This window comes from Thioclava sp. F36-6 (genome assembly GCF_002020305.1).
Taxonomy (GTDB): Bacteria; Pseudomonadota; Alphaproteobacteria; order Rhodobacterales; family Rhodobacteraceae; genus Thioclava; species Thioclava sediminum.
The window spans coordinates 243,228-264,816 of sequence record NZ_MPZX01000002.1; the positions used below are offsets into that span (position 1 = coordinate 243,228).

General features: G+C 64.2%; 21 protein-coding genes. 10 read left to right on the forward strand and 11 right to left on the reverse strand.

Going from position 1 to position 21,589, the window contains the following annotated elements; genetic code table 11:
* Positions 1 to 89 precede the first annotated feature (89 nt).
* The 4 genes from BMI88_RS08215 to BMI88_RS08230 all read left to right on the forward strand — a co-directional run bounded on the left by BMI88_RS08215 (position 90) and on the right by BMI88_RS08230 (position 4,252).
* Complete coding sequence (locus BMI88_RS08215) at positions 90 to 545, forward strand: DUF2852 domain-containing protein (protein WP_078520098.1); 456 nt, start codon at positions 90 to 92, stop codon at positions 543 to 545.
* A 139-nt stretch (positions 546 to 684) separates the two neighbouring features.
* Positions 685 to 1,515 (forward strand): arginyltransferase, encoded by an 831-nt coding sequence (locus BMI88_RS08220; protein WP_078520099.1) that lies wholly within the window; start codon positions 685 to 687, stop codon positions 1,513 to 1,515.
* A gap of 234 nt (positions 1,516 to 1,749) precedes the next feature.
* Entirely contained in the window at positions 1,750 to 2,847 is a 1,098-nt protein-coding gene (locus tag BMI88_RS08225; protein ID WP_078520100.1) for a TRAP transporter substrate-binding protein, read from the forward strand.
* A gap of 292 nt (positions 2,848 to 3,139) precedes the next feature.
* Positions 3,140 to 4,252, forward strand: a complete 1,113-nt coding sequence (locus tag BMI88_RS08230; RefSeq protein WP_078547720.1) for a TRAP transporter substrate-binding protein — start codon at positions 3,140 to 3,142, stop codon at positions 4,250 to 4,252.
* Positions 4,253 to 4,327: 75 nt separating this feature from the next.
* On the opposite strand, the gene BMI88_RS19730 is transcribed toward BMI88_RS08230, so the two are convergent.
* From BMI88_RS19730 to BMI88_RS19520, 5 genes are all read right to left on the reverse strand, one after another.
* On the reverse strand, positions 4,328 to 4,495 hold the full coding sequence (locus BMI88_RS19730) for a hypothetical protein (RefSeq protein WP_158522199.1): 168 nt from the start codon (positions 4,493 to 4,495) through the stop codon (positions 4,328 to 4,330).
* A gap of 99 nt (positions 4,496 to 4,594) precedes the next feature.
* The gene (locus tag BMI88_RS19735) at positions 4,595 to 4,765 is read right to left on the reverse strand and encodes a hypothetical protein (RefSeq protein ID WP_098411498.1); all 171 of its coding nucleotides are present in this window, start codon (positions 4,763 to 4,765) and stop codon (positions 4,595 to 4,597) included.
* Between the two features lie 76 nt (positions 4,766 to 4,841).
* Positions 4,842 to 6,593 (reverse strand): TRAP transporter large permease subunit, encoded by a 1,752-nt coding sequence (locus tag BMI88_RS08235; protein WP_078542859.1) that lies wholly within the window; start codon positions 6,591 to 6,593, stop codon positions 4,842 to 4,844.
* Complete coding sequence (locus tag BMI88_RS08240; protein WP_078547722.1) at positions 6,593 to 7,165, reverse strand: TRAP transporter small permease subunit; 573 nt, start codon at positions 7,163 to 7,165, stop codon at positions 6,593 to 6,595. The genes BMI88_RS08235 and BMI88_RS08240 overlap by 1 nt, the downstream gene beginning before the upstream one ends.
* A gap of 230 nt (positions 7,166 to 7,395) precedes the next feature.
* A complete protein-coding gene (locus BMI88_RS19520; RefSeq protein ID WP_146673525.1) occupies positions 7,396 to 7,614 on the reverse strand; it encodes a hypothetical protein in 219 nt (72 codons plus the stop codon).
* A gap of 99 nt (positions 7,615 to 7,713) precedes the next feature.
* Here BMI88_RS19520 and BMI88_RS08245 point away from each other — a divergent pair, with 99 nt between their 5' ends.
* The 3 genes from BMI88_RS08245 (at position 7,714) to BMI88_RS08255 (ending at position 11,101) form a co-directional block, all read left to right on the forward strand.
* Positions 7,714 to 9,459 (forward strand): acetolactate synthase 3 large subunit, encoded by a 1,746-nt coding sequence (locus BMI88_RS08245; RefSeq protein WP_078547724.1) that lies wholly within the window; start codon positions 7,714 to 7,716, stop codon positions 9,457 to 9,459.
* 86 nt (positions 9,460 to 9,545) lie between these two features.
* A complete protein-coding gene (gene ilvN, locus BMI88_RS08250) occupies positions 9,546 to 10,106 on the forward strand; it encodes an acetolactate synthase small subunit (protein WP_075775634.1) in 561 nt (186 codons plus the stop codon).
* An 11-nt stretch (positions 10,107 to 10,117) separates the two neighbouring features.
* Positions 10,118 to 11,101 (forward strand): glycosyltransferase family 2 protein, encoded by a 984-nt coding sequence (locus BMI88_RS08255; RefSeq protein WP_078547726.1) that lies wholly within the window; start codon positions 10,118 to 10,120, stop codon positions 11,099 to 11,101.
* Here the strand turns inward: BMI88_RS08255 and BMI88_RS08260 are convergent.
* From BMI88_RS08260 to BMI88_RS08280, 5 genes are all read right to left on the reverse strand, one after another.
* Positions 11,098 to 12,501: an O-antigen ligase family protein gene (locus BMI88_RS08260; protein WP_078547728.1), complete on the reverse strand. Its 1,404-nt coding sequence runs from the start codon at positions 12,499 to 12,501 to the stop codon at positions 11,098 to 11,100. The genes BMI88_RS08255 and BMI88_RS08260 overlap by 4 nt on opposite strands.
* On the reverse strand, positions 12,501 to 14,642 hold the full coding sequence (locus BMI88_RS08265; RefSeq protein ID WP_078547730.1) for a right-handed parallel beta-helix repeat-containing protein: 2,142 nt from the start codon (positions 14,640 to 14,642) through the stop codon (positions 12,501 to 12,503). Before BMI88_RS08265 ends, BMI88_RS08260 begins: the two co-directional genes overlap by 1 nt.
* Positions 14,643 to 14,775: 133 nt before the next feature.
* Positions 14,776 to 15,636: a glycosyltransferase family 2 protein gene (locus tag BMI88_RS08270; RefSeq protein ID WP_078547732.1), complete on the reverse strand. Its 861-nt coding sequence runs from the start codon at positions 15,634 to 15,636 to the stop codon at positions 14,776 to 14,778.
* The gene (locus BMI88_RS08275) at positions 15,636 to 16,799 is read right to left on the reverse strand and encodes a polysaccharide pyruvyl transferase family protein (protein ID WP_078547740.1); all 1,164 of its coding nucleotides are present in this window, start codon (positions 16,797 to 16,799) and stop codon (positions 15,636 to 15,638) included. Before BMI88_RS08275 ends, BMI88_RS08270 begins: the two co-directional genes overlap by 1 nt.
* The gene (locus BMI88_RS08280; protein WP_078547742.1) at positions 16,796 to 18,034 is read right to left on the reverse strand and encodes a Coenzyme F420 hydrogenase/dehydrogenase, beta subunit C-terminal domain; all 1,239 of its coding nucleotides are present in this window, start codon (positions 18,032 to 18,034) and stop codon (positions 16,796 to 16,798) included. The genes BMI88_RS08275 and BMI88_RS08280 overlap by 4 nt, the downstream gene beginning before the upstream one ends.
* A gap of 198 nt (positions 18,035 to 18,232) precedes the next feature.
* On the opposite strand from BMI88_RS08280, the gene BMI88_RS08285 reads away from it, so the two are divergent.
* The 3 genes from BMI88_RS08285 (at position 18,233) to BMI88_RS08295 (ending at position 21,177) form a co-directional block, all read left to right on the forward strand.
* Complete coding sequence (locus BMI88_RS08285; RefSeq protein ID WP_078547744.1) at positions 18,233 to 19,624, forward strand: oligosaccharide flippase family protein; 1,392 nt, start codon at positions 18,233 to 18,235, stop codon at positions 19,622 to 19,624.
* 74 nt (positions 19,625 to 19,698) lie between these two features.
* Complete coding sequence (locus BMI88_RS08290) at positions 19,699 to 20,724, forward strand: SH3 domain-containing protein (protein WP_168173964.1); 1,026 nt, start codon at positions 19,699 to 19,701, stop codon at positions 20,722 to 20,724.
* A 33-nt stretch (positions 20,725 to 20,757) separates the two neighbouring features.
* Positions 20,758 to 21,177, forward strand: coding sequence for a hypothetical protein (locus BMI88_RS08295; protein ID WP_078547748.1), 420 nt, complete (start codon positions 20,758 to 20,760; stop codon positions 21,175 to 21,177).
* 6 nt (positions 21,178 to 21,183) lie between these two features.
* Here the strand turns inward: BMI88_RS08295 and BMI88_RS08300 are convergent, their stop codons facing one another.
* Positions 21,184 to 21,525, reverse strand: coding sequence for a zinc ribbon domain-containing protein YjdM (locus BMI88_RS08300; protein WP_075775641.1), 342 nt, complete (start codon positions 21,523 to 21,525; stop codon positions 21,184 to 21,186).
* Positions 21,526 to 21,589 lie beyond the last annotated feature (64 nt).

Below are 21,589 nucleotides of genomic sequence, written 5' to 3' on the forward strand. Positions count from 1 at the left end.
AATCATTTACATACCCTCTTGCAAGAACCGCCCTGACTTCCGATCTTGGGTATGTGAAAGGAATTCACATGCTCAACCCGGAGGTTCAAATGTCCGCCTATTCCACCAACTCCATGCCCGTCGCGGTTGGTAACTGGTTTACCCGCGCCGTTAACTGGATGGATGGGAACGGCCCCGGCGCCTGGATCGCGCTGATGGTGGCCGGTTTCATTTTCGCAGGCCCCCTCGGCCTCGTCATTCTCGCTTTCATCCTGTTCACCGGCCGCTTCGGGCGTCGCTGGCGCACGGGACAGGCGGTTCAAAAACGCAGCTTCGGTTGCTCCGGCGTCGGTGGCGTCCATGTCTCGCGTTCGACCGGAAACGCGGCGTTCGACGCCTACAAGGCCGACACGCTCGACCGACTGCAGCGCGAACAGCAGGAATTCGAAGAGTTCCTCGGCCGTCTGCGCGAAGCCCGCGACAAGGCAGAGTTCGACCAGTACATGGAAGAGCGCGCTAAGGAAGCGGCTCAGTCGGAGGACACCTCCGAGGACGCGAAAGCCTAACCATATAGACAGTTCGCAATGCGATTTCGGCGCCCCGGTTGACGTAACCGGGGCGCTTTCTATGTCATCAACATGAAACACTTGGCGGGTGCGCGCTCCTTTGCTAGCCTGCCGCGACCCCTCCCCGACGAGGCTACTAATGCGCCATTCGCTTCCGCTTGCACCGCAGTTCTACGTAACCGCGCCGCAGCCCTGCCCCTATCTGGACGGCAGGTCGGAGCGGAAATTGTTTACCGCGCTGCAGGGGGAGTCGGCCGAAAAACTCAACAATGCGCTGTCGCGGCAAGGCTTTCGGCGCTCGCAGAATGTGCTCTATCGGCCCTCCTGCGCAGATTGCACCGCCTGCCTGTCGGCCCGCATCCGGGTCGCAGATTTCAAACTGTCGAAATCGCAGCGCCGGGTGCTGAAGAAAAACGGCGACCTAAAGCGTACCGCGACCTCGCCCTGGGCGACGGAAGAGCAATTCGCACTGTTCCGCCGCTATCTCGATGCGCGCCACGCCGATGGCGGCATGGCTGACATGGACATCTTCGAATTCGCCGCGATGATCGAGGAGACGCCCGTGAAGTCGCGCGTGATCGAATATCGCGAGACCGCCGCCACGCCAGACAGCATGCGCGCCCTGATCGCGACCTGCCTGACCGATGTGCTCGATGACGGGCTGTCGATGGTCTATTCCTTCTACGAGCCCGAGCGGATCCGCGACTCCCTCGGCACCTACCTGATCCTCGACCATGTCGAGATCGCGCAACGCGTGGGCCTGCCCTACGTCTATCTCGGCTATTGGGTGCCCGGCTCGCCGAAGATGAACTACAAGGCGAACTTCTCCGCGCTCGAAATCTACAAGGGCGGTCAATGGACCGATCTTGGCGATCCGGCCACGCACGAGACGGAGACTCATCCGCTTTCCGTGCCGCCCATCGCGGAACAGGTCGCCCGGATTCAACTCCCCGATACACGCAATAGTTGAGCAACACCCAGCAACGGACGTCACTCTCGCAGGCAATTGCTCAACCGTTCGGCAGACACCATCTGTCAACTCATTTTTTCAAAACTATTCCGTGACTTCCGACGATTACGGGCCCGTGATCTCTGGACACTCCCGGCCCGTGGTGAAACGGTCCCGACAGACCCGCCGCGGAGGATACGAGGCGGGCGGCGAGGCCACGCCTCGCGAACCGGAGTAAACATGGGAGGATCCTTAATGGACCGTCGTTCCTTTCTGACGAAAGCCGCGCTGGGTAGCGCGGCCGCGAGCACGCTGGCAGCCCCCGCGATCGCGCAGAGCAACCCGCAAATCACCTGGCGTCTCGCCTCGTCCTTCCCGAAATCGCTCGACACGATCTATGGCGGCGCGGAAGTGATGTCGAAGATGGTCGAGGAGGCCTCGGACGGCAACTTCAAGATTCAGGTCTTCGCCGCTGGCGAGATCGTTCCCGGCCTTCAGGTCGCCGACGCCGTGATGAACGGCACGGTCGAAGCCTGTCACACCGTCGGCTACTACTTCTGGGGCAAGGATCCGACCTGGGCGCTTGGCGCGGCCGTCCCCTTCTCGCTCAACGCACGCGGCATGAACGCGTGGCACTACCACGGCGGCGGCATCGAGCTCTATAACGAGTTCCTCGGCAAGCAGGGCCTCTACGGTCTGCCGGGCGGCAACACCGGCGCACAGATGGGCGGCTGGTTCCGTAAGGAGATCTCGACGGTCGAAGACCTCAAGGGCCTCAAGATGCGCGTCGGCGGCTTCGCGGGCAAGGTGATGGAAAAGCTCGGCCTCGTGCCGCAGCAGATCGCAGGCGGCGACATCTACCCGGCGCTCGAAAAAGGCACGATCGACGCGACCGAATGGGTCGGCCCCTATGACGACGAGAAGCTCGGCTTCTACAAAGTCGCGCCCTACTACTACTACCCCGGCTGGTGGGAAGGTGGCCCGACGGTCCACTTCATGTTCTCGAAAGAGAAGATGGAAAGCCTGCCGAAACAGTACCAGCAGCTCCTGCACACCGCATCGCAAGCGGCCGATGCGGACATGCTGCAGAAATACGACATGAAGAACCCGAAGGCGCTCAAGACGCTGGTCGCCAACGGCACCCAGCTGCGCGCTTTCTCCCCCGAGATCATGCAGGCCTGCTTCAAGGCAGCCAACGAGGTCTATTCGGAGATGGAGGCGAACAACGCCGAATTCGCGAAGATCTGGGGTTCGATCAAGGACTTCCGCAAGGACTGGTTCACCTGGGAACAGCTGGCCGAGTTCAACTACGACTACTTCATGATGAGCGAAGCCAACAAAGGCGAGCTGTAAGCCGCCCAAACTGGTCAAGCCAGATAACCGAAGCCCCGGCGCAACCTGCGCCGGGGCTTTTTCTATGCCCTGACGACCGAAGATACCCAACGGATATTCTGCGCCTGCATTGCCACACTGCAGCAAGCTTTCGAAACTGTGACCATATGCGACATAAAATTACTTGCAGGTCGGTTTACACGCGGAACCGGTCAAGTATTGTGACCGCAATGCCCACACCGGAGGGAACGCTAATAATGGAGCGGTGTGGTCAGAAAAATTGACAGACATCCACGACTTGGGAGGAAACCATATGGATCGTCGTTCTTTCCTGCGCAAAGGTGCGCTTGGCGGGGCAGCCGCAGCTGCAGGTAGCGCGCTCGCCGCACCGGCTATTGCGCAAGAAACCCCTACTGTGACGTGGCGCATGACCTCGTCTTTCCCGAAATCGCTCGACACGATCTACGGCGCCGCCGAGACGATGGCGAATTACGTCAAGGGCATGACCGACGGGAAATTCAACATTCAGGTCTTCGCGGCGGGCGAAATCGTCCCCGGCCTGCAGGCAATGGACTCGGTGTCGAACGGCACCGTCGAGGCCTGCCACACCGCCTCCTACTACTACTGGGGTAAAGATCCGACCTTCGCTTTCGCGACCGCAGTGCCGTTCGGCCTGAACATGCGCATGCAGAACGCCTGGTTCTACTATGGCGGCGGCAACGACCTGATGAACGAGTTCTATTCGAACTACAACATCACGGCTTTCCCGTGCGGCAACACCGGCGCCCAGATGGGCGGTTGGTTCCGCAAGGAAATCAACACCGTCGAAGACATGAAGGGCGTAAAAATGCGCATCGGTGGCTTCGGCGGCAAGGTCGTCGAGAAGCTCGGTGTGGTGCCGCAGCAGATCGCGGGTGGCGACATCTACCCGTCGCTCGAGAAAGGCACGATCGACGCCACCGAATGGGTCGGCCCGTACGATGACGAGAAGCTCGGCTTCTACAAAGTCGCGCCCTACTACTACTACCCCGGCTGGTGGGAAGGCGGCGCCTGTCTGCACGCCATGTTCAACAAGAACGCCTATGAGCAACTGCCCGAGGCCTACAAGATCGCGCTGACGGCGGCGACGCAGGCGGCGAACTCGGACATGATGGCGTCCTATGACTACAAAAACCCGAGCGCGCTGAAGAAGCTGCTGGGCCAAGGCGCGCAGCTGCGTCCGTTCAGCCAGGAAATCCTGGAAGCCTGCTTCAACGCGGCGAACGAGGTCTATGCCGAGATCAACAGCTCGAACGCAGCGTTCAAGAAGATCTACGACAGCCAGTTCGGCTTCCGCAACGACGCCTATGGCTGGTGGCAGCTGTCGGAGTTCAACTCTGACTACTTCATGATGCGCCAGCAGGCTGCGGGCAATCTGAAGGTCTGAGCCGCGTCTAGCGTGAATTGAGAAGGCCCCGAGGTTCGCGCCCCGGGGCCTTTTCTATTGGTCTGGATACAAATCTTACTTCGTCGTGGCGGCGCCAACCGTGGCACCCGCCACGGCGCCAACCGGCCCTGCAACCACAAGGCCGCCGACACCGCCGGTGGCTGCACGTTCGGTCGCGTTGTCACCACATGCCGCGAGCGAAACCAGCAGGCCGCCCGCCATCAAGATCGTCGCAATTCGCATCTTCTCGTCCTTTCGATAGCAGCCACAATGCGCGGCTTCCTCAAGGACAAGACGCCGAAACGCCCGCCGCGGTTCCCAAGTACCGCGATTAGCTGGCCGTCAATTCTTGCGCGTCACGACGCCCAGCCCGGCTCCGACGACAGCTCCGACAGGTCCCGCCACCACGAGACCGGCCACGCCGCCCGTCGCCGCGCGCTGTTCCTTGGTCTCGCCGCAGCCCGCCAGCGCAAGCAACGAAACCCCGACAATAACGAAAAGAGGATACCGCATCCCTCGCCCTCCACTCTCTCTCTATAAAAAAGGGGCGGCCCCTGAAGGCCGCCCCGATCTTTCATTTTCCGGTCGATCAGTTGCTGCCCGGTGTGGGAAGCGGGGGCAGCCCGCCCGGAGCCGCGCTTCCCGAGCCCGACCCGCCAGAGGTCGAGCCCCCCAGAGGCGCCAGCGACGGCAGGCCACCGAGGCCGCCCCCATCGCCCATGCCCGGCATCTGCGGCAGCTTGATCTCGACATCCTTCAGATCCACCTGCGGCCCCTTGTAGTGCATCACCATGGCCGGGAAGGCGATCACGATGGCAATCATCGCAACCTGAATGAACACGAAGGGAATGGCGCCCCAGTAGATCTGCGAGGTCTTCACCGGCTCCATCTTCTTGCCGGTGACCTTGTCGATATAGGGCACCTTGGCCGCGACCGAGCGCAGGTAGAACAGCGCGAAGCCGAATGGCGGGTGCATGAACGAGGTCTGCATGTTCACGCCCAGGATCACCCCGAACCAGATCAGGTCGATCCCCAGAGCCTGCGCGGCAGGCGCCAGAAGCGGCACGATGATGAAGGCCAGTTCGAAGAAATCGAGGAAGAAGGCGAGGAAGAACACCAAGAACGACACCACGATCAGGAAGCCCAATTGGCCACCCGGAAGCGAGGTCAGCAGATGCTCGACCCAGACCTGCCCGTTCACCCCGTAGAAGGTGAGCGAGAAGACCCGCGCGCCCAGCAGGATGAACAGCACGAAGGCCGACAGGCGCGTCGTCGCCGCCAGCGCGTCACGCACGACGGGGAAGGTCAGACGCTTCTTCACCGCCGACAGCACCAGCGCACCGACCGCACCCATTGCGCCGCCTTCGGTGGGCGTCGCGACGCCGAGGAAGATCGTGCCCAGCACGAGGAAGATCAGCGCCAGCGGCGGGATCAGCACGATCACCACCTGCTGGGCCAGACGGCTCATCAGGTTGGTTTTCAGCGCCTTGTCCAGCAACGCCACGATATAGATCGCGATCACGGCCACACCGGCTGCGAGGATCTCGGAGTTGTTGACGCTCGACCCGCTCGCCTCGAAATACTTCTCGGCGAAGATGAAGATCGCGACGGCACCGGCCAGCGCCACCAAAAGCGACATCACGCCAGAGCCCAGCGTGCGCGCCTCTTTCGGCAGAGCGGGCATCGACTTCGGCTTGATGATCGACATCACGAGCACATAGCCGAGGTAGATGCCGGTCAGCACCATACCGGGGATCAGCGCGCCCTTGTACATGTCGCCCACCGAAACGCCCAGCTGGTCAGCCAGAACGATCAGCACGAGCGACGGCGGGATGATCTGCGCCAGTGTCCCTGACGCCGCAATGACACCTGTGGCCACCTTCCGATCATAGCCATAGCGCAACATGATCGGCAGCGAGATCAGGCCCATCGCGATCACCGAGGCCGCAACGACGCCTGTGGTCGCCGCCAGAAGCGCGCCCACGATGATCACCGCATAGGCGAGACCGCCGCGCACCGGGCCGAACAGCTGACCGATCGTGTCGAGGAGATCTTCGGCCATGCCCGATTTTTCGAGCACGATGCCCATGAATGTGAAGAATGGAATCGCAAGTAAGGTCTCGTTCGACAAGACCCCGTAGAACCGTTGCGGCATCGCATTCAACAACGGCCAGTCAAGATTGATCGTCCCGCCGGAGTAACCCGACAGTTCAACGCCGATGACGAAGAACAAAAGACCGTTGGCCGCAAGCGCGAAGGCCGCAGGATAGCCGATCAGCAGGAAGACGATCAGCGAGATGAACATGATCGGGGCCATGTTCTGAGCGATAAGCTCGAGCATTACAGACCCTCCTCTTCGGCGATGGGATCATGGCCGTGATGGCCCGCGCTGTCGGCATGGGGATCCTCGATCAACCCACGCATCACGCCGATCTTCTTGATGATCTCGGACACGCCTTGGAAGAACAGCTGCCAGAAGCCGATCAGCAGCAGGAGCTTGGCCGGCCACAGGATCAGACCGCCAGAATTCGTCGACATCTCGCCCGAATGGATGGAGATCATCACGAAGGGCGTCAGCTTGAACAGCATCAGCACGACGAATGGCATCAGGAAGAAGATATGCCCGAGCAGATCGATCCAGTGCTGCACTTTCCGCGAGAACGCGCCATAGACGATGTCGATGCGGATATGCTCGTTTTGCTTGAGCGTGTAAGCGGCAGCGCCCAGAAACGCCGCGCCGAAAAGATACCATTGCAGTTCCAGCCAAGCGTTCGACGACATGTCGAAGGCTTTGCGTACAATGGCGTTGGTCGCACTCACGAGGACCGACACCAGAATAAGCCACGACACCGCCTTGCCGATGGTCTCGTTTATCCGGTCGATCGCGCGTGAAAGGGCCAGCAAAGCGCCCATCTCACTTCCTCCCTAAATTTGTCCCGAAAGCCTGCGCGAGGCTTTGCCCGTGATTGGCCGAGTGGGGGAGAAAGGTCAAGCAATTAAGGCTCCATCTGGTCTGTTCACTTGACCAGATCGCCCTTAAAGCCCCGCCTCTGAGCCCGATATCGCGACTGACCAAGCGTCAACGAGATCAATTCACCGCGACTGCCCCCGCGGCACCCGGCTCGGGAGCCCCTTCCGGTTTCTCAAAGTTGCGACTCGCAGGTCGCGGCGCGCAATAATCGGGAAGGAAATTCCGCCGCCCGCGACATTTTATTCAGCGTTTGGGCATTGACGCCCCCAACGCTCGATCCTAATGTCCGCGCAAAGCAGTCCGAAAGGGATCCGCAATGGATGCGATTCTTCTTGTCGTCGTAGGAGCCAAGCGCATGGGCCGGTAACGGTACAACCATGAAGGTTCCCATGCGCCCCCGCCTCAAAGCCGGGGGCTTTTTCTTGGACAGGTGGATGCTTGAGAGTTAGCGGTGGGCGGCGTGGCCCTCGCGCAAGGATGGAGTGAGCATATGGCACGGCAGATGACCGGCGCGAAGATGGTGGTTCAGGCGCTGAAGGATCACGGGGTCGAGGTAATTTTCGGCTATCCGGGCGGCGCGGTCCTTCCGATCTATGACGAGATTTTCCAGCAAAACGACATCCGTCACATCCTCGTACGCCACGAGCAGGCCGCGATCCACATGGCCGAAGGCTATGCGCGCTCGACCGGCAAGCCGGGCGTGGCGCTGGTGACCTCGGGTCCGGGCGCGACCAATGCGGTGACCGGGCTGACCGACGCGTTGATGGACTCGATCCCGCTGATCGTGCTGTCGGGTCAGGTGCCGACCTTCCTGGTGGGCACCGACGGTTTCCAGGAGGCCGACACGGTGGGCATCACCCGCCCCTGCACCAAGCATAACTGGCTGGTGAAGGACCCCGCGAAACTCTCCGAGACGATCCATCAGGCTTTCCACGTGGCGACCTCGGGCCGCCCCGGCCCGGTGCTGATCGACATGCCCAAGGATGTGCAATTCGCGGTGGCCACCTATACCGAGCCGAAAGCCGCGAAGGTCGACCATTACCAGCCGCAAGTGAAGGGCGATCTCGACGCGATCACCAAGCTGGTCGAGCTGATCGAAACCGCCGAGAAGCCGGTCTTCTATACCGGCGGCGGCGTGATCAATTCGGGCCCCGCCGCAAGCCAGCTGATGCGCGAACTGGTCGATGCGACCGGATTCCCGATCACCTCGACCCTGATGGGGCTGGGCGCCTACCCTGCCTCGGGCAAGAATTGGCTCGGCATGCTCGGGATGCACGGGCTTTATGAAGCCAACCTCGCGATGCATGGCTGCGACCTGATGATCAACCTCGGCGCGCGCTTCGACGACCGGATCACCGGCCGCGTGGCGGACTTCTCGCCGAAATCGACCAAGGTGCATGTCGATATCGACGCCTCCTCGATCAACAAGATCATCGCCGTCGACCTGCCGATCCTTGGCGATATCGGCCATGTACTCGAAGACGTACTCAAGGTCTGGAAGTCGCGCGGGCGCAAGGTGAACAAGCCCGCGCTCGAGAAGTGGTGGAAGAAGATCGACGAGTGGAAGAAGGTGAACTGCCTCGCCTACACCAACTCGGAAAAGACGATCAAACCGCAATATGCGCTGCAGCGTCTCGAAGAGCTGACCAAGGGCATGGATCGCTACATCACCACCGAGGTGGGCCAGCACCAGATGTGGGCCGCGCAGTTCCTCGGGTTTGAGGATCCGAACCGCTGGATGACCTCCGGGGGTCTGGGCACGATGGGCTATGGCTTCCCGGCTTCGATCGGCGTGCAGATCGCCCATCCCGAGAGCCTCGTGATCAACGTGGCGGGCGAGGCGAGCTGGCTGATGAACATGCAGGAGATGGGCACCGCGACCCAGTTCCGCGTGCCGGTCAAGCAGTTCATCCTCAACAACGAGCGTCTGGGCATGGTCCGCCAGTGGCAGGAACTGCTGCATGGCGAGCGCTACTCGCATAGCTGGTCCGAAAGCCTGCCCGATTTCGTGAAGCTCGCCGAGAGCTTCGGCTGGAAGGGGATGCAGGTCTCCGACCCCGCCGATCTCGACGATGCGATCATGGAGATGATCAAGCATGACGGCCCGGTGCTGTTCGACTGCCTCGTGGAGAAGCACGAGAATTGCTTCCCGATGATCCCGTCCGGCAAGCCGCATAACGAGATGCTGCTGGCGGCCGATGCCGATGTCTTCAAGGAAGGCGCGGCGCTGGTGTGAGCGACGCCGGGGGCGCTGCCCCCGGACCCCCGGGATATTTGGACCAAGCCGAAGATCGGGTCCAAACTAGGAAAAGGAGAGAGGCAATGGCCGCTCTGAAAATCAAGAAAGGCTCCTCGAGCCATTCCGCTTACGACCTGCGCGACAGCCACGACCAGATTGAGCGCAGCCACACGCTCGCCGTGATCGTCGACAACGAGGCGGGCGTTCTGGCCCGCGTGATCGGGCTGTTCTCGGGCCGCGGCTACAACATCGACAGCCTGACCGTGGCCGAGGTGGATCATAAGGGCCATCGCAGCCGGATCACCGTCGTCACCCGCGGCACCGAGAACGTGATCGATCAGATCAAGGCGCAGCTGGGCCGCATCGTGCCGGTCCACGAAGTGAAGGACCTCACCGTCGAGGGCTACCCGGTCGAGCGCGAACTGGCGCTGATCAAGGTTGCGGGCACGGGAGACAAGCGCATCGAGGCGCTGCGTCTGGCCGAGATTTTCCGCGCCAATGTGGTCGACTCGACGCTGGAGAGTTTTGTCTTCGAGATCACCGGCACGCCCGAGAAGATCGACGCTTTCGCCGATCTGATGCGCCCGCTGGGTCTGGCCGAGGTGGCCCGCACCGGGGTCGCAGCCCTCTCGCGCGGGGCCTGAGCCCGAGCGACATGGCAGAGCCGCACCCCGCCACCGGTCCTGCTCTGGGTGTCGTTATCGTCACCTATCGGTCCTCGGACGTGATCGCGGCCTGCCTCGCCTCGCTGCGGGCGGCGACCGGCGTGGCGCTGCATGTGGTGTTGGTCGACAATGCCTCGCCCGACGACACGGTCGAGGTGATCCGCGCAGCCGTTCCCGATCTGATGGGGGCAGCGGAGGCGGGTCAGGAAGGCATCGCGTTGATCGAGGCGGGGAGCAATGGCGGGTTTGCTGCGGGCGTCAATCTGGGGCTCGCGCGGCTGGCGGCCAATCCCGCGCTCGACCGGTTCTGGCTACTCAACCCCGATTGCGTGGTGCCGCCCGAGACGCCTGCCCTTCTCGCCTCGCATGATACTAGACCGCGAGGTGCCGCGATGATCGCGCATCGGGTGGTCTATGGCGACGCGCCCGACAAGATCCAGATCGACGGTGGGGTGATCGACCGGCGCACCGGGATCACCCATAACCTCAACCAGTTCGCTCCCGCCGACAGCCCTGCCCCGGACCCGGAGCACATCGACTTCGTCACCGGCGCGAGCCTTGTCGCCACCCGCGCCCATCTCGAGCGCGCGGGGCCGATGACGGAAGACTATTTCCTTTATTACGAAGAGGTCGACTGGGCGCTACGCCGGGGCGATCTGCCGATCTCCTATTGCGCAGGCGCGGTCGTCCATCACGTCGCGGGCACGGCGATCGGCTCGCAGCGGATGGGCTCGGTCGCCTCGCCGTTCTCGCAATATTTCAAGCATCGCGCACGAGCGATGTTCCTGCGCCGCCATTTCCCCGCCGGGCTGATCGGCGGTGCGGCTTGGTCGCTGGCGAAAGCGGCGCAATTGCGGGCGCAGGGGCATGGGGCGGAAGCCGCAGCGCTCTTGCGGGGCTTCTTCGGGATGGCACCGCCCGGAGCGGTGCTGGCCGCGCTCAGCCCCGATGCGCGAGCGAAGATCGGGCGTTAATCCCCTCGCCGATGCGTCTGCGCAAACCGTGTGTAGCTGGTGCCACGCGCCTCAGGCCGTGCCGCATCCTCGGGTTCATCGGCCCGTTCCGTCACCGCCTCGGTCAGCATCCACATGCCCGCCCCGAACAGGAAGAAGGTGAAGGCGTAAATCGACTCCCAGACATAGACGGTGCAGAGCGTGAAGGTCATCCCCGCGAAGGTGAAGACCCAGGAGCGGCGGAAATTCTGCATCCGCGTATCGCCGCTGAAATCGCGGAACATCACCTTGAACAGCCCCCAGACATAGCCGCTCGTGACCAGCAGGAAGCCCGGGATGCCATAGCGCACCGCCATCACCAGCCAGAAATTATCCATCGAGCCGGAATACATGTACCACGGCCGCACCCAGTCATTCAGGCCGATGCCGAAGATCGGGTTGGCCGAGACATTCTTCAGCCCCCAGTCGAAGATGATCGTGCGCCAATAGGCGGTATGGGCCGAGAAGGTCGCGTAGCTGAGAAACACCATGATCGGTGAGCGGTTCGACAGCAGGTCGACCGTGACATAGGCGAAGGCGAAGAGCCCTGTCAGCAGCCACCAGCGCCATTCGATCCGCACGAAACTGATGTACCAGCCGATCAGCCCCAGCTGCAGCAGCAGCGACAGAAGCGCCCCCGAGGAGAGCGCAAGAAAGCCGTTGAGCAGGATCAGTCCGCTCGCCACCACCCGCCAGCCCAGCGACTTGATCCCGTCGAAGGCCACGAAGGCGAAGGCGAAGACGACCGAGCAATAGAGCCCGAAATGGATCGGATGCGCGAAGGGGCCTTGCACCCGCTCCAGCCCCAGGCGCGGCTCCTGAAAGTTGTAGGTGATCGTGCCCATCCCCGGCAGCTTGTCGATCAGCGTCGGGATCAGGGTCGTACCGGTCTTCGTCTCGTAAAGCGAAAACGGCGTCAGGATCAGCACCGACCAGATCAGCACCTTGCCCAGCGCCGCGAAATCCTCGCGCGAGCGGATATAGGCGCGCCCGATCAGGTAGCCGCCCAGAACCTCCAGTCCGACAGAGCCCGCTTGCTGGATCACCCGGTCCGGGTTGTTGACCGCCAGCGCGACCGACAGCCACAGCGCATGGAACAGGAACAGCCAATCGACCGGCAGCATCCGCCCTGCCCGCCCGCTGAAGACCCGCGCGAAGGCGGGCAGGATGAAGGCCATCAGCACAAGGCGGCTCCCGGTGATCGCAAGCGGGCCGAGGTTGAACTTGAAGGGCAGCAGGATCGACAGCACGAACAGCAGCACCGGCCACGGCAGTTTCGCGGTCGCGAGCGCGGCGGTCTCGGCGATACGGGATCGCCCGCCCGCGCGGCTTGTCGGGCGCGCACGTTGCGGAGTGGCACGGCCAATCGCTCCGGCGCGCATCAGCGCATCGCCCCGCTCACCGCCGGGCGGCTCGCGGTCAGATCAAGCGCCTCGATCTCGCCGTGGAAGCTGCCCTTGCCGAAGGGATTGCCGAACGCGAGGCCCCAATATTCCATCGGCTTGAGCCGCCCCGACACGGAGCCCTTGCCGATCACCTCCTCGCCCGAAAGCACCTCGAACAGGCTATCCTCGGAGGAATAGCGGAAGGTGATGTCGTGCCACTTGCCGTCATAGATCGGCACGCGCTTGGTGCGCAGGAACAGCCGCTGCCCGCTCTCGGGCCAGAACTCAACCTCGAACGTGCCGCGCCCGGTCACCCGCACGATCAGCGACTGATGCAGCCGCAACAGCTCTCCGGCGGATTTGTAATCGCCTACCGCGCGCAGCTTCATATGCAGCGCGAAGCGGTCCGCCCCGTAGAGCGGCGCGACCATCTCGCGCGGGATCACCACGGCCCCGCCGCCCAACCCGAATTCCAGCGCGCCGGGGCTGAGCGGGATCGCGTCGAGCGCCTCCGGCTGCGCCCCGGCATGCGAGATCACACGGCCCAGCTCGGGGTCATAACTGAGGATGCGGTCGTCGCGGACCATGACATAACCGCTGCTCTGCGCGCTCCGCCCGTCGGGCAGCGTCAGCGACAGCGTCACCTTGTGCCGCCCCGGCATGCGAAAGCCCACCGGCACCTGCGCGCCGTCGAGGCTGGTCTGCCCGTCGATCTGCCAGCGATAGGCGACCTCGGCTGGGGCCACCCCTTCGGGCAGCACACTCTCGCTCGCGTCGAATTGCAGCGTGGTGCCGCCGCCCTCGCTGCGCGCGAACCGCATGACCGGCTGGAGCGCCTCCGGACCGCCGAGAATATCGAGCATCGGCGCACCGATCCCGCTCCCGGCCAAGGCCCCACCCGGAAGATAGGCGTAATTCATGATCTCTCGCGGGGCACCGGTGCGCGCGGCGACGAAGAGCTGGTCGTAATAGCTCGCCCGCTGCGGCGTGATGTCCTGAATCAGCAGGTTGTCGCGGAGCTTCCAGTCGGGCTGCCCCGCCGGGCCTGCGATCTCGCTCACCGCATTGCGGGCGATCTCCACGGCGCGGGCGTCGCGCGCCACGCGGATCTGCGGGATCCAAAGAACCGGATCGCGTTTCTCGCCCTCGGAATAGATGTCATGGATGAGCGTGTTGTTGGCGATCTTAACGCCTTCCGCCTCACCCACCGTGATCCCGTGCAGATGAGCGTTGATGATGACGTTCCCGCTGATCTCGATATTGCGGTAGAACATCTCGGCGCCCGCCTTGCCGCGATCGACCAGCTCGTTGCGCATCAGGATCGACTGAGTGAACCCGCCCTCGCCGGAATTGAGCAGGTTGTTCGTGATCGCGATGTCGCGGCTGGGCCGTTCGGTGCCGGCGGTCCAGAACTGGATCATGTCGGCATGATCGCCCGAGGCGACGGCACGGCGAAAATCGTGAATGTGGTTGTTTGCGATCTCTGCGCGTTCGATCTGGGCGAAGTTCAGCCCGTCCATCCGCATGTCATGGATGTCGTTGGCGACCACCACCAGATCGGTGCAGTCAGTGAAGATCGCGCCGCGATAAAAGCGACGAAACTCGGAGCGTTCGACCGTTATCCCGGTCGAGGCGCGCACGGCCAACCCGAAAGCGGTGGGCAACGGCCCCTGCTCGATCAGATCCGGATCGGCGGGAGCGAGGTCTCCATCGAACAGCGCGTTGCGGATCGTCAGATCGCGGGTGGTGAAGACCTGAAAGGGGCGGATATTGGACCGGTCGCCCTCGGTGTAACGGTAATCGAAGGTCACGGCCTCGATCACGACATGGCTGACTTCCCGCAGGTTCATCTGCGCGATCACCGCCCGGTTGTCCGGATCGGCAGAGCGGAAGGTGATCGGCGCATCCTCGCGCCCCGTCAGCCCCCGCAGATCGAGCGCGTCATAGTCGCCCGGCGCGATCAGAACCGTGTCGCCCGGCGCCAGCTTCGTCCCGATCCGCGCCAGCCCGGCCGTATCCGAGACCTGCCAGTCGCGCGCCAGTGCGGGCCACGCCCCGAGCACGAGAAGACCAACGGCCAGAATCCCACGCCGTCCGACGCGGGCTGCATGCCTCGTGGTGAATGCGATCTGCTCCATCGCTGCCTGCCTGTTCCGGGCCGCTTTTTGCGGCTCTGATATCTTGCCGTCACGCTAGCGTGAGGAAGATCGACGCAGCAAGCGCTTTAACCCAGATTAAACTTTGCACATTGCCATTGTGGCCTTCGCGCCGCTAAAGCCGGCCGAAAATCGCCTGCCGCAGCATCCAGCCCATCCGCGCGAGCCGCAGCCTCGCAAGCGTCGCCACGGCGCGCCACCGCTCGGTCGCGTCGCGCAGCTCTGGATGGCGCAGCACCTTCGGCAGATGAGCGAGGATCGAGACGGGCATCAAGAGCGCCTTTGCCCCCCAACGCAACCGCGCGGGCAGGCTTGATCCATTCACGCCAAAACCTTCCTCGGTCAGCCGCCGCCATTTGCGCGACAGCGCCGCCCAGTCCTGCCGCGACGGATGGCCCACGCGCAGCCCGTCGGCATAGATCAGCGAATAGCCCTTCGCGGTCGCCCGACGGCACCAGTCGAGATCCTCCGACAGCCCCGCGATGAAGGGGCCGGTGGCCTCGTAGACATCGCGCCGGGTCAGCAGGTTGCCGGTGCCGGAGAACCCTTTTTCCTCAATATAGCGGCGGAAATCGAATGCGAAGACGGTCTCGAAGGCCTCCGCGCCGGAACGCGGCGGCGGAGTCTCGTCGAACACGAAGACATGCCCGCCAACCAGATCGCCCTGCCCGGCCACGGCGAACGCGGTCGCGATCCAATCGGGATCGGCCACGCAGTCGCTGTCGATGAAAAACAGCCGCGCCCCCGTCGTCTCCGCCACGCCGCGATTGCGGGCCTCTGCCGCGCCCTTCTTGGTCTCGGTCACGATCCGCAGGTCGGGATAGGCGGCGCGGACGGGGCCCAGATCATCGGTCGAGCCATTGTCGACCACCAGTAGCTCGCAACGCGTATCCAGCTGCGGCGCAAGCGTCTCGAGGCAGCGCAAGAGCCGCGTGACGTCGTTGTAATGCGGAATGATGATCGCGGCCTCGGCCATCACAGCGCCTCCATCAACTCGAGCAGCGCCGCGTCATAAGCCCCAAGCCGGTCGATCCCGCGCACCAGCGCCGCCTTCGCCTCTGCCGCAAGCCTGCCGCGATTGGTGAAGCCCTGCTCCAGCGCCGCCATCACCGCATCCGCATCCGCCGAGGTCGCATCGACCGTGTGGTCATATCCCAGCGCGCCGAACAGCCCCGCGAATTTGCGGCTATAGGCGAGCGGCACCACAGCGACACCGGACGAGAACGCCGCGATACAGGCATGCATCCGTGCGCCGGTGAAGAAATCGAGCCCCGCGATATAGCTCTTCGCCTCGGACGGGCTTGCGAAGGCGGGCGCGCAGATCACCTCATGCGCGGCCGCCAGCGTCTTACAGGCGCGCAGGTCATCCTCGATCACCATCGGGCCTTCGGGCACGATCACATGCGGGACCAGATGGACCTCGGCCCCCTGCCCCTTGAACCAGTCGATCGCGCGCGCGATCAGCGCGGGATAATCCAGCGCCATCCCGAAATCATTGCCCCCGTGATAACCCCCCGCCATCAGCAGCCCCGAGACGTTGATACCCACGCGCACCGGACCACCGTCACGCGGCGCGGGCGGGTCATAGGGCAGCCGCAGCGCCAGATCGGAGGCCAGAACCGGCGCGCCGCGATAGCCCAGATCGTCCAGCGCCGCGCGCGAGCGTTCGTCGCGCACCGCCACCAAGCCCGAGCGGTTGAGGCTCAACCGCGCCAGCCGCTTCGACCAGCCCTTGGTAAACGGCCCCACGGTCTGCGGCGCGACCACCAAAGGCGTGCCCGCGAGATGGGTGGCGAATTTCATCCAGAACATCTTCACCAGTCGCGAGGCCCCGTAGATGTCCGCGAAACTGTCGCCGCCGCCAATGTCGATCACCAGATCGGCCGCCTTAACTTCGGCCCACAACCCTTTGGAAGATTTCAGGAAAGCGCCATCCACCTCGATCAGCCGCAAGTCGTCGCCCGCCACATAAGGCGCGCGCCGGTCCTTCCAGTCGAGCACGGTGATCGCGATCTCGCGCCCTGCCTTGGCAGCAAGATCGCGCAGCAGGGCGATCTCCGACACGGTCAGCGCGCCGACGCCAAGATTGTCCGAACGCGTCGAGTGGAAGATCAGGCAGACGCGCAGCGTGCGGCTCATTTTCGGCCCCGCAACACACGTCGGACCGTGCCTGCGAAATTGCGCAGGTTCCGCGTGACCGGGTTTTGCAGCGCGCAGGCGCGCAGGTTCATCCCCTCGTAGCGCGGGATCGGGCGGGCCATCAGTTTGAGCGCGGCGAGACGCGCAAAAAGGGCGCGGCGGCGTTCGCGCTGGCCGGGCTGGATCGCGGCCAGCTCCGCCACATCGAACAGCGTGGTTTCCACGGCTCCTGCCGTTTCGGCTTCGGCCAATATCTCGGCCCCCAAGCGCGTGCGCGCCACGATCAGGCTGCGTCCCGGCGCCTCCTCGAACAGCGGATAGCCCGCATCGTCGGCCTCCCACGCATCGGCGCAGACCAGATCGGCGGCCACGCCGGTACCATCGGCGCAAATCTTGCAGCGGTGCTGGACGTGGCGCGAGAGCACCCCGCCCCAGGCCGCGTGATAGCTCGTCTCACGGGTGGAGCCATCATGCAGCTCGGCCACCGTCTTGCCCGGCCAGCCATTGCCGCGATAGCGCAGGCCCGCGAGCTGATCCTCGGGCGCGCCCATCTCCGCCAGCAACTCCCGCGCGCCCTCTGCACTGGGAACGCCAGCGCAGAAGAAGGACAGGATCACCGGGAAACTCCGCGCAAGTTTCGGATCGCGCGCGACCAGCGCCCGCAAAGCCACCGCATCGCAAGGCTTTCCGATCACCGCGAAGCGCCGCCCATCCGCGATCAGCGTCGACAGGTCCGCCAGCGGCGCCGAGGGCGCATAGCGCGAGCCCGCCGCCCCCAGAACCTCGTCGCGCGTGGTGCTGAGCCGCATCCGGTTGCCGATCGGGTTGTCTGGATCGGGCTCGATCTGGGCGATGGCATCGACGCGGCCCGATTGCAGCAGATGCAGCGCCAGCGCCGAGAGCGCCCCGCCTGAGGCTCCCGCATGGCGCAGGTCCGCGTCGGTGGCATGGCCCGCTTTCATCTCCATGAACCGCCCCCAGAGCGGTTCCTCTCCGGGCGCCACGCGCTGCGCGCTCTGGCCCAGGCCCGGGCAGCACGCGGCGATGGCAGTCTCTGCCCGTGCGCTGATCTCGGCGCTTTGCACCGGGCGCAGGAAGCCGCGCGCATCGGGCGCCATCGCGATCTCATCCGGCGCCACCCCGGCGCACAGCCCGCAGCCCGCGCAGAGATCGCCCGCCGCGACATGGGCGAGCGCCTCGCTCGAAGGCGTCGAAATGGGGCTGTGATGGGTCATGCTCGGCCGATCTGGTTTTTCAAGGAGTTGAACAGCAAAGCCGTGAATCTGGCAAGGCTTGGCTGGGTCGGTCGGCGCGCGTGACGTGGCCGTCAAGCCACAGCCGCCACAGCGCGCTTGACCCGACGGCCCCTCGGGCGGGATTATGGGCGCAAAACATGCGCGGGCGGCCAAACCCCGCGCCATATCGGACAGTACATGCTTCGCACCGCGATCCTCATTCTCAGCGGGAACGCCGCCACCTCGGCGCTGATGCTCGCGCGCAACCTCGCGATCGCGCGGCTGATCCCGGTGGCCGATTACGGCGTGGCCGCGACTTTCGCGATGGTGATGGCGGTGATCGAGATGGGCTCGACGCTGGGGCTGCAGCAGCAGATCGTGCAGTCGAAGCGCGGCGACGACCCGGCGTTTCAGGCGGCACTGCAAGGTTTCCAACTGCTGCGCGGCGTCATCGCGGCGGCGGCGCTGTTCGTACTGGCCGGGCCGATCGCAGGCTTCCTCGCGATCCCAGAGGCCGCATCTGCCTATCGCTGGCTCGCGCTTGTGCCGCTCCTGACGGCGGCGCAGCATTTCGACATCCACCGCGCCCAGCGCAGGGGCCACTACCGCCCGATGCTACTGACAGGCGCCCTGCCCGCACTGGCCGCGCTGATCGCGATCTGGCCGCTCTCGCGCCTCTTCGACGACTGGCAGGTAGCGCTTTGGGCGATCCTGCTGCACGCGGCCCTCGGCGTTCTGGTCTCGCACCTGATGGCCGAGCGCCGCTACCGCCCGCGCCTCGACCGTGCCGAGATGCGCGCGAACCTGCGTTTCGGCGCACCGCTTCTGGCCAATGCTGCCCTGATGTATCTGGTCTTTCAGGGCGACAAGATCATCGTCGGGCGGCTGGCGGGGATGGAAGCGCTGGCGATCTTCGCGATGGGCATGACGCTGACGCTGACGCCCACGCTGATTGGCGCGAAATCGGTGCAGAACCTCTTTCTGCCGAAACTCTCGGCCGCGCATGGCCGTGCGGACGCCCTCGCGCATCGCCGGCTTGCCGGGGCGACCTTCGAGGGGATGTTCCTCACCGGATCGATCCTGCTGCTGGGCACGGTCCTGATCGGACCGCTCGTCGTCACGGCCCTTCTGGGGGCGAAATATGCAAACCTCCTGCCGCTCCTGATCCCCTTCGCGCTGATGAACGCGATCCGCGCGATCAAGAACGGGCCGAGCACGGTCGCGCTCTCGGCGGGGCAGACCGATAACGGCTTTTGGGGGAACCTGCCCCGGATCGCGGTTCTCCCGCTGAGCTATTGGGCGCTGATTGAGACCGCCTCGGTCGTGCCGGTGATCTGGCTCGGGGTCGCGGGCGAGGCGATCGGTCTTGGCGTGGCGCTCTGGCGGCTGTCGCGGATCATGGCGCTGCCTCAGGTCGGCCGCGCCGCGCTGACGACCGCACTCGTGCTGGTCGCGATCCCGCTGATCACACTCGCCGCGCCCGGCACGCTGGTGATCTGGCCGGTCGCGCTGATCCTGATCGCGGTGCAACTTGCCGCCCTGCCCCATCTGCGGGCCTATTTCGGACGCCCGCAGATCGGCACTGCCTGACCCCGCGCCTCTGTACGATTTTCGTGCTACACTCCCCGATGACGCGCGCCATAAACCAAAGAGGGAGGATCGGTATGAACCGGTTTCTGGGTTATGTCTTCGTCGCGGCTTTGTCATTCACCACACCTGTCCTTGCCGAGGAGATGCGTGAGGTTCCGGTCTATTTCTCAGCCGGAGCGGATAACGCGGTTCTGAGCGACCGCATCAAGGGCTATGACAGCGTGATCTACACGATCGGCGCCGAGGCCGGACAGACGATCGATATCAAGCTGTCCACAAAGCACACCGCCACGTATTTCAACCTCTACGGTCCCGGGAGCGGCCCGGGCGATCAGGCGATCATGACCAGCCAGTTAACGCCCGAGCTGAACCACTACACAGGCACGCTGCCCAGCTCGGGAACCTACAAGATATCGGTCTACATGATGCGCTCGGCGGCGCGGCGCGACGAGGTTGCGAATTTCGACATCCGGATCGGGATCACCGGGAAGACCGGCGCGATCGTGCAGGGCGATTATGCCGACGGGCTGCAGGGCGGGCCCGATTTCTGGGAGGTCCAGACCGGCGATATCAACGATCCGCTGAACCTGCGCGCGGGGCCCTCGACCGGGGCGGCGATCCTCGGGCGGTTCCCCGAGGGGGCGATCCTGCGCAACATGGGTTGTCGGATGGCCGAGGGACAGCGCTGGTGTCAGGTCGCGGCGACCGAAGGGTCTCTGACCGGCTGGGTTGCCGGGCGCTACCTTCGTGAAGGCTCCGCTCCGCCGCCACGCGTGGCCGAACCCGAGACCCGCGATCAGCAGGTCCAGTTCACACCCGGCACGAGCGGCGCGGTGCTGAGATCGACCCTCGCCCCCGGAGCTGCGGTCAATTACCGGCTCGGCGCGCGGGAAAAACAGTTCCTGACGGCGCAGCTCCAGACCGACTCGCCTGCGGTGCATTTCAACATCTTCACCCCGGACGGCGAACTTCTTTACGAGAGCCGCGGCGGCAGGCGCGACTATCGCGGCCAGCTCTGGCTGAACGGCGAGAACCGGATCACGGTCTACAATATCGGCGACGCCCCGGCCCCCTTCACGATGATCGTCGGGATCGAGTGAGCGCAGGCTGCGCCAATCGGGGAGGACAGCTAGATGACGAGGATGACGACACTCACACGCAGGGCCGCCACCGCGATCCTCGCGGGCGTGACCCTGATCGCGCTCGCAGCCTGCGTTCCAGAGCCACCCGACGGTCGGCCAAGCCCGCTCGATGGGCACTGGGTCGGAAGGTACCCCCCCCAGACCATGCATGTGATGGATCGCCCCTGCACGCCGGGCTATGGCGGGATACTCATCCAGGACGGCCGGCTTTCGGGCCAGGCCACCAACACCTACGGAGCCTCCTACAGGATTTCCGGGCATGTCGTCGGAGCCGACCGGATCGTCGGGAATTTCTACTTCCGAACGCGCTCTGTCGGCTCGCTCAAGGGGCACCTCGTCAAAGGGCGCCTCGTGGGGAATTATGAAAACGTCGACGGGTGCAGGGGCAGCTGGGTCGCCACGCGTCAGTGAGCAGGCTTACTCGGAAACCTTTTTCACGAATTGCGACTTCAGCCCCATCTGGCCGATGCCGGGCACCTTGCAGTCGATGTCGTGATCGCCATCCACGAGACGAATGCCGCGCACCTTGGTGCCGACCTTCACGACCGAGGAGGAGCCCTTCACCTTGAGGTCCTTAATCACGGTCACCGTGTCGCCGTCGTTCAGCACGTTGCCGACCGCATCGCGCACCTCGGCGGGCGCGTCCGCGTCACCCGAGGCCGACCATTCATGGCCGCATTCGGGACAGATCAGGAGGGCGTCCATCTCGTAGGTGAAGGACGAATTGCATTCGGGGCACGGGGGCAAGGTATCGCTCATGGGTCATGCCCTTAGTCTCACGCGCCTGTTATCGCCAGAAAAATCGTTCACCTGCGACAAAAAG